The sequence below is a fragment of the Xanthobacteraceae bacterium genome (genome assembly GCA_019454205.1).
Classification (GTDB): Bacteria; Pseudomonadota; Alphaproteobacteria; order Rhizobiales; family Xanthobacteraceae.
Window position 1 is genome coordinate 3,079,507 of the sequence record CP075369.1, and the last position, 9,793, is coordinate 3,089,299.

The 9,793-nt window shown below is 63.4% G+C and carries 11 protein-coding genes, 2 tRNA genes and 1 pseudogene; 7 read left to right on the top strand and 7 right to left on the bottom strand.

Annotated elements, in window-relative coordinates; genetic code table 11:
• Positions 1-68 precede the first annotated feature (68 nt).
• Positions 69-881, bottom strand: a complete 813-nt coding sequence (locus tag KF794_15585; GenBank protein QYK45136.1) for an ABC transporter permease — start codon at positions 879-881, stop codon at positions 69-71.
• Positions 878-1,648, bottom strand: coding sequence for an ABC transporter ATP-binding protein (locus KF794_15590; protein ID QYK45137.1), 771 nt, complete (start codon positions 1,646-1,648; stop codon positions 878-880). Before KF794_15590 ends, KF794_15585 begins: the two co-directional genes overlap by 4 nt.
• Before the next feature lie 90 nt (positions 1,649-1,738).
• Here KF794_15590 and KF794_15595 point away from each other — a divergent pair, with 90 nt between their 5' ends.
• Positions 1,739-3,112 (top strand): ActS/PrrB/RegB family redox-sensitive histidine kinase, encoded by a 1,374-nt coding sequence (locus KF794_15595; protein QYK45138.1) that lies wholly within the window; start codon positions 1,739-1,741, stop codon positions 3,110-3,112.
• A 94-nt stretch (positions 3,113-3,206) separates the two neighbouring features.
• Positions 3,207-3,761: an ActR/PrrA/RegA family redox response regulator transcription factor gene (locus KF794_15600; protein QYK45139.1), complete on the top strand. Its 555-nt coding sequence runs from the start codon at positions 3,207-3,209 to the stop codon at positions 3,759-3,761.
• Positions 3,762-3,768: 7 nt separating this feature from the next.
• Here KF794_15600 and KF794_15605 read toward each other — a convergent pair whose 3' ends face one another.
• The gene (locus KF794_15605; protein ID QYK45140.1) at positions 3,769-4,248 is read right to left on the bottom strand and encodes an MmcB family DNA repair protein; all 480 of its coding nucleotides are present in this window, start codon (positions 4,246-4,248) and stop codon (positions 3,769-3,771) included.
• Between the two features lie 199 nt (positions 4,249-4,447).
• On the opposite strand from KF794_15605, the gene KF794_15610 reads away from it, so the two are divergent.
• The 3 genes from KF794_15610 (at position 4,448) to KF794_15620 (ending at position 6,806) form a co-directional block, all read left to right on the top strand.
• Complete coding sequence (locus tag KF794_15610; protein ID QYK45141.1) at positions 4,448-5,569, top strand: VWA domain-containing protein; 1,122 nt, start codon at positions 4,448-4,450, stop codon at positions 5,567-5,569.
• A 134-nt stretch (positions 5,570-5,703) separates the two neighbouring features.
• Positions 5,704-5,780, top strand: a tRNA-Arg gene (locus KF794_15615).
• Positions 5,781-5,807: 27 nt separating this feature from the next.
• Positions 5,808-6,806, top strand: a complete 999-nt coding sequence (locus KF794_15620) for an NAD-dependent epimerase (GenBank protein QYK45142.1) — start codon at positions 5,808-5,810, stop codon at positions 6,804-6,806.
• 15 nt (positions 6,807-6,821) lie between these two features.
• Here KF794_15620 and KF794_15625 read toward each other — a convergent pair whose 3' ends face one another.
• From KF794_15625 to KF794_15635, 3 genes are all read right to left on the bottom strand, one after another.
• Positions 6,822-7,379: a TIGR00645 family protein gene (locus KF794_15625; GenBank protein QYK45143.1), complete on the bottom strand. Its 558-nt coding sequence runs from the start codon at positions 7,377-7,379 to the stop codon at positions 6,822-6,824.
• Between the two features lie 55 nt (positions 7,380-7,434).
• Entirely contained in the window at positions 7,435-8,091 is a 657-nt protein-coding gene (gene msrA, locus KF794_15630) for a peptide-methionine (S)-S-oxide reductase MsrA (GenBank protein QYK45144.1), read from the bottom strand.
• Between the two features lie 86 nt (positions 8,092-8,177).
• Positions 8,178-8,492: a hypothetical protein gene (locus tag KF794_15635; protein QYK45145.1), complete on the bottom strand. Its 315-nt coding sequence runs from the start codon at positions 8,490-8,492 to the stop codon at positions 8,178-8,180.
• Positions 8,493-8,692: 200 nt separating this feature from the next.
• On the opposite strand from KF794_15635, the gene KF794_15640 reads away from it, so the two are divergent.
• Both KF794_15640 and KF794_15645 read left to right on the top strand, forming a co-directional pair.
• Positions 8,693-8,782: transfer RNA gene (locus tag KF794_15640), tRNA-Ser, on the top strand.
• A gap of 129 nt (positions 8,783-8,911) precedes the next feature.
• Entirely contained in the window at positions 8,912-9,124 is a 213-nt protein-coding gene (locus KF794_15645; GenBank protein QYK45146.1) for a hypothetical protein, read from the top strand.
• Between the two features lie 162 nt (positions 9,125-9,286).
• Here KF794_15645 and KF794_15650 read toward each other — a convergent pair.
• Positions 9,287-9,574, bottom strand: a pseudogene (locus KF794_15650) (recombinase zinc beta ribbon domain-containing protein).
• Between the last annotated feature and the right edge of the window lie 219 nt (positions 9,575-9,793).

The window sequence follows — 9,793 nt, forward strand, 5'->3', positions numbered from 1 at the left end:
GGCGCGACCCTGTGACGTTTCGGGGGCTGCGTCAAATCAGGGCAGCCATTCGCTGAAATTCAGGGCAGTTATTCGCCGACGCTCATCAGCGAGCCGGCCTGCTTGGAAGAGTAAAGCAGGCGCAAAAATGCCCACCCAGCCGCGGTGATCCAGATCAGGTTCAGGCCGAACGCCCACAGCATCAGGTCGGCGCGGAAGGTGTGTTCCAGCACCAGCGCGCGCATGCCCTCGAAAACGTAGGTCGGCGGCAGCGACCACGACAGCGGCTGGATCCACGCAGGGAGCGCGGCCACCGGGTAGTAGACGCAGGTCAGCGGCAGAAAGAGGAACATGATCGACCAGGTCAGCCCTTCCGCACCGAGGCCGTTGCGCAGCACCAGTCCTGCGCAAAGCAGGCCGATTGCCCAGCTCGTCAGGAGCAGGTTTGCGAAGAACGCGCCAAGCGCGAAGCCGAGTCCCCAGAAGTTGAATCCGAAGAACCACATCGCGAGGAACGTCACCGGCACCACGCCGATGATGAGGCGGATGATGCTCATCGCGATCATCGAGAGCACGAACTCGATGGGCCGGAGCGGCGAGATCATCAGGTTCGCAAGATTGCGCGACCACATTTCTTCGAGGAACGAGAACGAAAAGCCAAGCTGCCCGCGAAACAGGATGTCCCACAGCAACACCGCGGCGAGGAACGTGCCGGCGGCGGTGGCGAGCGCGCCGGTCTGCTTCGCCATGAAGGTTTGCAGGAAACCCCACATGATCATCTGCACCAGCGGCCAGTAGACGAGTTCGAGGAGCCGCGGCCATGACGAGCGCAGCAGGTACCAGTGGCGCATGACAAGCGCGAAAATGCGCGAGAAGGAGAACGCGGGAGACGAGGCGATCATTGCGCGGCCTCCTGTGCATTGGCCTTGCCGCGGCCGCGCGCGACGTCGAGGAAAACTTCCTCGAGGTTGTGGCGGCCGTAGCGCGTAATCAGGTTGGAAGGCGATTCGTCGTCTACGATCTTGCCGCGCTTCATCATGATCACGCGGTCGCAGAGCCGCTCCACTTCGCCCATGTTGTGCGAGGCAAGCAGGATGGTCGCGTTATGCTTCGCGCGGTAGCGCTCCAGATGGCCGCGAATCCAGTCCGCGGTATCCGGGTCGAGCGAGGCGGTCGGCTCGTCGAGGATCAGGATTTCCGGTTCGTTGATGAGCGCCTTCGCGAGCGCGACGCGCGTCTTTTGCCCTGCGGAGAGCTTGCCGGAAGGGCGGTCGATGAAATCCTGCAAATCGAGATCGGCCGCCAGCTTCGCGATGCGTTCCGCGATGGCGCCCACGCCGTACAGCCCGCCGAACACGGTGAGGTTCTGGCGCACGGTCAGCCGGTGCGGGAGATCGACATAGGGGCTTTCGAAATTCATCCGGTGCAGCACGCGATAGGCGTCGCGCGCCATGTCGCTGCCGAGCACCAGCACGCGGCCGGAAGTCGGCGCGATCAGCGACATGATCATGCCGATGGTGGTGGTCTTGCCCGCGCCGTTGCCGCCGAGCAGCCCGGTCACGGAACCGGCGCTCAGGCGAAAGGAGATGCCGTGCACGGCGACGGATTCGCCGTAGCGTTTGGTCAGGCGATCGGCCTCGATCGCGGGCATGGGAGTGTTGACGTTCATGAGGAAGCGGGTTTCTGCGCCGGGCTTCTAGCCGAAATGAGGCGGTTCGGAAATCTCGCGGCTCCGGGCCGAAAAGCCTAGACTATGGGCATGCCAATCCGCAGCCGCAGTGTCGAACCGCATCACTATACGATCAGCCTGAATGCGTTGATCAACCTGCGCTGGCTCGCGGTCGCGGGGCAGGCGCTTTCGCTCGCCATTGTCGAATGGGGTCTCGATTACTCGTTGCCCGCCGTGCCTGCATTCGCCGTGGTCGGCGTAACGGCGCTGGTGAATGTCGCGCTAGGCCTCGCCTATCCGCAGGGCTACCGGTTGCGCGACGCGGCGGCTGGCGCGCTGCTTGGTTTCGACATCGTGCAGCTTTCCCTGCTGCTCTATCTCACCGGCGGTCTGGTCAACCCGTTCAGTATTCTTTTTCTTGCGCCGGTGCTGATTTCGGCGATGGCATTGCGGCTGCGCACGACGCTGCTGCTCGGATCGCTTGCGATTGCCGCATCGACGGTGCTGGCGCTCTATTCGCATCCGCTGCCCTGGCGCGGCGAACCGATCATGCTGCCCCCCGTTTATGTCGCCGGCATCTGGCTTTCGATCGTCATTTCGGTGGTGTTCATCGGCGCCTATGCCTGGCGCGTCGCCGACGAAACGCGAAAGCTCTCCGACGCGCTGACCGCGACCGAACTGGTGCTGGCGCGCGAGCAGCAAATCTCGGCGCTGGACGGACTGGCTGCTGCTGCCGCGCACGAACTCGGTACGCCGCTCGCGACCATTGCATTGGTGGTGCGCGAACTGGAGCGCGCGATACCGGAAGACAATGCCCACGCCGCCGACATCAAGCTGCTGCGCCAGCAAACCGAGCGCTGCCGCACGATCCTTCGCACGCTGACGTCGCTTGAAACCGGCCTCGCGCCATTCGACCGGATGCAGCTTTCGCATCTGATTGAGGAAGTGACGGCGCCCTTGCGCGATTTCGACATCGAGATCGAGATTCGCTTCCCGCCTGACCACAGCGGTGAGCCGGTGGTCGCGCGCAACCCGGCAATTCTGTACGGGCTGGAAAGCATCATCGAGAACGCGGTCGATTTTGCGAAGCAGAAAGTGTCCATCACCGCGAACTGGGACAAGGACGATGTAAACATCATCGTCGGCGACGATGGTCCGGGCTTCGCGCCGGAGATTCTCAACCGCATCGGCGAGCCTTACTTGCGCGTGCGCGGCCAGCATCAGATCCGGAACAACAAGGTCGATGAACTCGGTGGTCTCGGTCTCGGCTTCTTCATTGCTAAGACGCTGCTGGAACGCAGCGGCGGAACCCTTCGCGCCGAAAATCGCGCCGCTCCCGAAAAAGGCGCGGTCGTCGGCGTGCATTGGCGCCGTGAAATCCTCGAATCCACCGCTGCCGCGACCGGACCGCGCGGTAACCGTGAAACCGCGCCTTCCCTTGCCAGCGAGGCCCCGGCGTCCTAAATGTCGCAGGGGGCATGAGGCCCGCTTTTCCAAGGAAATATGCGGGTGAACCGGTGGCCGCAGGGCTGCCAGCGTAAGTACGGAGTATTTTCCGATGGCCGCAGCAGGCGCCAACGGCCTTGGCAGCGACAAACAGCTTCTGATCGTCGACGACGACAAACCCTTTCTAGAACGGCTCGCTCGCGCCATGGAAGGCCGCGGCTTCGTGGTCACTACGGCCGATTCCATCGCCGATGGCCTCGCGCGCGTGAAGGACAGCCCGCCCGCCTATGCGGTTGTGGACATGCGCCTCGGCGACGGCAACGGCCTCGACGTGATTTCCGCGCTGAAGGAAAAGCGCCCCGAAGCGCGCGGCATCGTGCTGACCGGCTACGGCAACATCGCGACCGCGGTCACTGCGATCAAGCTCGGCGCGGTCGATTACCTGGCGAAGCCGGTCGATGCGGACGATATTTATTCTGCGCTCACGGCGCAGGGCGGTGAAAAAGCACCGCCGCCGGAGAAGCCGATGTCGGCGGATCGCGTACGCTGGGAGCACATCCAGCGTGTGTACGAACTTTGCGAACGCAATGTTTCCGAGACCGCGCGACGCCTCAACATGCACCGCCGCACCTTGCAGCGGATTCTGGCGAAGCGCGCGCCGCGCTGATTTTCGCCTACAGCAGTTCCTGCCGGATTTTCGGATCGTGAAGCGTGCTGAGCCGCGAAGCGGCGATGCGCGCAATCCGCATGGTCATCGCCTTGCGCGAAGCCGCCACCAGCGGATGTGCGGGCGCTTCGCGTAAGATCGCGCCGCCATAGCCGTCCACGATCATCAGTCCCGCATCCGGGGGAAGCACATCCGCCGGAAAATCGTTGTCGACCGCGAAGAACAGCCGGTCGCAATGCGCGCGATATTCCGTCCATTTCGAGTCGGTGCGGAAATCGTTGAGGCATGACTTCACCTCGACGATCCAGATTTCGCCGCGCGCGCCGATGGCCGCGATATCGGCGCGGCGGCCGGAAGGCAGCGGCAGTTCGATGACGGAAGCATAGCCGCAATCGTGCAGCAGCCGGATCGCGCCGCGGCAGATCGTGCGCGCAGGCTCGAAACCGTTCTGGCCGAAGTGCGGCGGAAGCGGGACGGGAGTGCTCATCGGATTCGCATCAAGTCTAGCAGCCGCGCGATTTCCGCGAAAAGCGCGTTCATCGCGGCAGGGTTGCTGACGTTGCGGCGAATTGTGGCGGCCACAACCCCGCCCACGGTTTGCCGCGCTTCCTTCGCGCTCCGGCCCGGTTCCGCCGGGAAACATTCGCGCGCTGAAGATTCGAAGAAAATTCTTGGGAGAGGGTTTCATGCGAACTTATGCGATGTATCTCGCCCTGGTGGCGGGGCTTGCCCTTGCGTTCACGCCGCCGGCCTATGCCGGCAAGCCGATTGTCGAGGTTGCGTTCGTGCTCGACACCACCGGCTCGATGAGCGGGTTGATCGAGCGGGCGAAACAGAAAATCTGGTCGATCGCGACTTCGATCGCCGAAGCCAATCCGGATGCCGAAATCCGCATGGCGTTGGTCGCCTATCGCGATGTCGGCGACGAATACGTCACGAGGAAATTCGACCTCACCACCGACATCCAGTCGCTTTACGGCGAGTTGCTCAAATTCGCGGCGAACGGCGGCGGCGACTGGCCGGAGAGCGTGAACGAGGCGCTCGACGTGGCGGTGACGAAACTGAACTGGTCGCAGGGGCCGGACATTTGCAAGATCGTGTTCCTGGTCGGCGATGCACCGCCGCACATGGATTACAAGCAGGACCGCAAGTATCCGGAGATCGTCGCGGATGCGAAGGCACGCGGCATCCTGATCAACACCGTGCAGGCCGGTAATGCGCAGGACACCATGCGGATCTGGCGCGAGATCGCGCAGCGCAGCGACGGCAAGTATCTCCATATCCCGCAGGACGGCGGTGTCGCGATCATCATCGAGACGCCGTACGACCGCGAGATCATCGAACTGCAAGGCCGCCTCAACCACACGCTGCTTCCGTACGGCTCGCGCGAGCGGCAGGAAAAAGTGCAGATGCAGGCGACCCGCTCGGTCGATGCACCGGCCCCGACCGCGACCGACATCGCTTCGTATTTGCTGAAACGCTCCGGCCCGCGTGGCGTGGTTACCGGCGACGGCGATCTCGTTGCCGATACTGCGTCCGGCCGCGTGAAGCTGGATGAAGTGCCGGAACGCGAACTGCCACAGAATCTCCAGCGGCTCGCCCCGAAGGAGCGGCAGGCGGAAATCGACCGGCAGCTCGCCACGCGCAAGCAGATCGACGAGAAACTGGCTGCGCTCGTCAAACAGCGCGACGCCTATGTCGCCGCCGAAAAGCAAAAGCGCTTCAAGGATTCGAAGAAGGACTCCTTCGATCAGGTGGTCGAGGAGACGCTGCGCACGCAGGTCCGCCGCAAGGCGATCACGAACTGACGGGGAGGGCGGCGGGCGTATCTCGTCCGCCATCCCGTGAGGGGAGAGCCGGTGGTGCAAACGCCACCGGCTTTTCCTTGTCGTTTTTCGTTGGTTTGCGGTCGCCGCCGAAAGCGGATAATTGAGGCTTCCCTGCACCCGTAGCTCAGCTGGATAGAGCGCTGCCCTCCGAAGGCAGAGGTCAGAGGTTCGAATCCTCTCGGGTGCGCCACTTTCTCCGGCAGTTTTTCTTCATCCAATGCGCTTCCTGATTACCGGCACCGCGGGCTTCGTCGGCTTCCATCTGGCCCGGCGGCTGCTCGCCGACGGCCACGACGTGCAGGGCATCGACGCGCTGACGCCCTATTATGACGTCGCCTTGAAGAAGAGGCGCCACGAAGTGCTGGCGGGTTCGAACCGCTTCACCGCGCATATCGCGCATCTCGAAGACGGCGAACTGATCGCGGAAATTCACGGCGCGGCGAAGCCCGACGTGATCGTGCACCTCGCGGCGCAGGCGGGCGTGCGCTACAGCCTCGAAAATCCCGAAGCCTATGTGCGCTCGAACGTGGACGGCACGTTCAACCTGCTGGAGATCATGCGCGCGTCGCCGCCGAAGCATTTCATCTTCGCGTCCACCAGTTCGGTCTATGGCGCGAACAAGGTGATGCCGTTCCGCGAAACCGACCGCACCGACCATCCGCTGACGCTTTACGCCGCGACCAAGAAGGCGGGCGAGCTGATGGCGCATTCCTACGCGCACCTGTTCGACATCCCGACGACGGTGGTGCGCTTCTTCACGGTCTATGGACCGTGGGGGCGGCCCGACATGGCGCTGTTCAAGTTCGTCGATGCAATCCTGAAAGGAAAGCCGATCGACGTGTACGGCGAAGGGCGCATGTCGCGCGACTTCACCTATGTCGGCGACCTCGTCGAATCCATTGCGCGGCTGGTGCCGCTGGTGCCGGAGCGCGGCGCGGCGAGCGACGGCGACTCGCTAAGTCCGGCTGCGCCGTGGCGGGTGGTGAATATCGGCGGCGGTTCGCCGGTCGAGCTTTCCGCCTTCATCGAGGCGATCGAAACCAAGCTCGGCAAGAAAGCACAGAAGAACCTGCTGCCCATGCAGCCGGGTGACGTCACCGATACCTTTGCCAATGCGGATCTTCTGGAAAAGCTGACCGGCTATCGCCCGTCCACCACGGTGGAAGAAGGCGTCGGCGCATTCGTGGACTGGTACCGCGAATATTTTAAAGCGTGATCCGGAGCGCGGCCGCTAGTGGCCGCCCTTTTTGGCGTCGCCGATCTTGTCGGTCCACGCCAGCGCCAGGCCGGACAACACGAACACGACATGGATGCCGACCAGCCAGAACAGGTAGCGGTCGGTCGAGGCTCCCGTCGCGCCATCGGGCACGTTGCCGAGCTTCATGAAGGCTTTGAGCACCTGCACCGCCGAGATCGCGACGATGGAGGCGAACAGTTTTTGCTTCAGCCCCGCGAAGTCGATCTGCGTCATCCATTCCGGCCAGTCGGGGTGGCCTTCCGGGTCGATCTTGGAGACGAAGTTCTCGTAGCCTGAGAAGATGACGATCAGCACCAGGTTCGCGGTCAGCGAGAGGTCGATCAGCGCCAGCACGCCGAGGATGATGTCGGCCTCGGTGGAGGCGGCCGCAATCGCGACGAAGTGGATCAGTTCCTGCGCGAATTTAAAGAGCAGGATGAACAGCGCGACGATCAGGCCCAGATAAAACGGGGCCATGATCCAGCGGGCCTGGAAGATGGCCCATTCCAGCCATTTCTCTAAAAACGGCACCTGCCGCGGCGGCGATTCCATAACGGAACCGATGCCACGGCAGGCGGGATTTTTGCAAGTCCGCGCTGGGCGGGTGTCAGTGGGCGCTGACGCCGGTGCCGATCTGGCAGGCGACGCCGGTGCCGCCTAGACCGCAATAGCCGGCCGGGTTCTTCGCCAGATATTGCTGGTGATAATCCTCGGCGAAGTAGAAGTCCGGCGCGTCGAGGATCTCGGTCGTGATCGGGCCGTAACGTTTGGCCTGCAACGCCTTCTCGTATTCCGCCTTGGAAGCCTGCGCGGCCGCACGTTGTTCGTCGTCGAAGGTGTAGATGCCGGAACGATACTGCGTGCCGACGTCGTTGCCCTGACGCATGCCCTGCGTGGGATCGTGGCTTTCCCAGAACGTCTTCAGCAGCGTCTCGAACGAAATCTTCGCGGGGTCGTAAACCACCAGCACGACCTCGTTGTGCCCGGTGCGTCCCGAACAGACTTCTTCATAGGTCGCGTTTGGCGTGTGACCGGCGGCGTAGCCGACCGCGGTCGTATAGACGCCCGGCAGTTGCCAGAACTTGCGCTCCGCGCCCCAGAAGCAGCCGAGGCCGAACATCACCTGCTTCGAACCGGCGGGATACGGACCTTTCAGCGGCGTCTTCAGAACGAAATGGCGCTCCGCGGTCGGGATGGCGGTGGCGCGTCCCTTGAGGGCGTCTTTCGGATCGGGAATTTCGAGGCTTTTGCGGAAGAACAGCATTCGCGTCTCCTGTTGCTGGTCCCGAATATAGGCGCGCGGCTATCCGCCCGCGAGCGGGCTGCTCATCAAAGAGTCGCGAGCAAAGCCTAATCCCTTGCGGAATAACCGATTGCCGTCGCCGCGCGGCGGCGGCCCAGCAGCGCGAACAAAAGGCCAAGTACGCCCAATGTGGCCCATAGCGGCGAGGCGAGGAGCAGGTCGAAAGCGCCTTTCCAGGCCGCATCCGCGGACAGTTTCTGCCAGTTGGCGAGCGAAGCGGGGTGCAACGCGGCCCAGCCTTCCTGCACGGAAAACAGCACGAGGCGCGTCGCCGAAATGCTGCGGATGCCGTCGATCACGACCGCGACGAAGGCCCCGGCCAGCAGCCACCAGGCGGTGAATCGGAACAGGAATCGGAACATCGACCGTCTCCTCTGCGGCCCGGCAACTAGCCGTTTCGCGCGGGGAAGCGCAAATTTTGCCGCTGCTTGTGCGGACCGCCAAGGCGTTATATCCCCTCCGCCTGCCGGAGAGGTGGCTAACGATTGAAAGCGCACCAGCGCGCTCCGGCGCGCGTCTTGAATAAAGATGCGTGCGCCTTCAAAACGAGGCGCACACGGATGGAGAGGTGGCCGAGTGGTTGAAGGCGCACGCTTGGAAAGCGTGTATACGGGAAACCGTATCGAGGGTTCGAATCCCTCTCTCTCCGCCACTTCAGTCCCTGAGTGGGCACTGAGTTTACGCCACTTCCCGCCACCAGCGTCTGTAGCAGCCGGGACTTCGACCCCATGATGCGAACCTCGCCGTCGGCGACCTCGACGCGCTGTGCAAGCGCGCGCAGGTGGTCGCGGCGATAGCCGCCGCCATCCAGCCGGATACGGTCGCGGGCGGTCGTGGCGAACTTGCGCAGCATTTGCGGTGTGACGGCTTTCTGACCTGTGTTCTGGAGCATGGCCTGCGCCCGGTCTGCGTCGGCCTTGGCCTGATCGCGGATGGCCTTGAGGCCGTCGATGCGGTCTTTCAGTGCCGGGTCATCGAGATCGGCCACGCCTGACTCGATGGCGTCATAGAGGCGCTTGAGGCGCAATTCCGATTCGGCTGAGCGCTTGTTCAACTCGGCGATATGCTCGCGGCGGCGCTCGGCGTGTTCTTCCCTGCGGTCCAGTGCGGCGGCAAGGACGGTTTCCAGCCGCTCGGGTTGGAGAAGCTGTTTCTCAAGGTGGTCGGCGACCAGATCGTCCAGCTTCTCCATCGGCACGGCCATGCCCTCGCAGGCGGTCGGTCCCTGCCGCGCCTTCATCGAGCAAGCGTAATAGCGATAGCGCCCGCCCTTGCCGGTGCGGATGGCCATGGCCCCGCCGCACTTGGCGCAATGGATCAGTCCCGTCAGCATGGTCGGGCCGCTGATGACGCGGGCGGGCATGACCTTGGGATTACGGGCCTTGAGCAGCTTCTGAACCGCATCGAAGGTCTCGCGGTCGATGATCGGCGGGACCGGAACCATCACGATCTCGCTGACAGGCTTCAATTCCTTGGTCTTGCTGCGCTTGTTGAACTCATGCTCGCCCATATAGGTGCGGCGGGTCAGGATGCGGTGAACCTGACCGATGCCCCAGCGTCCACCGTCGCGGGTGAAGATGCGGCGGCTGTTGAGATAGGAGACGATGTTCTTGACGCCCATCTGGCCGGTGGTGCCGTCGCCTTCCAAGGCAAGGCGATAGAT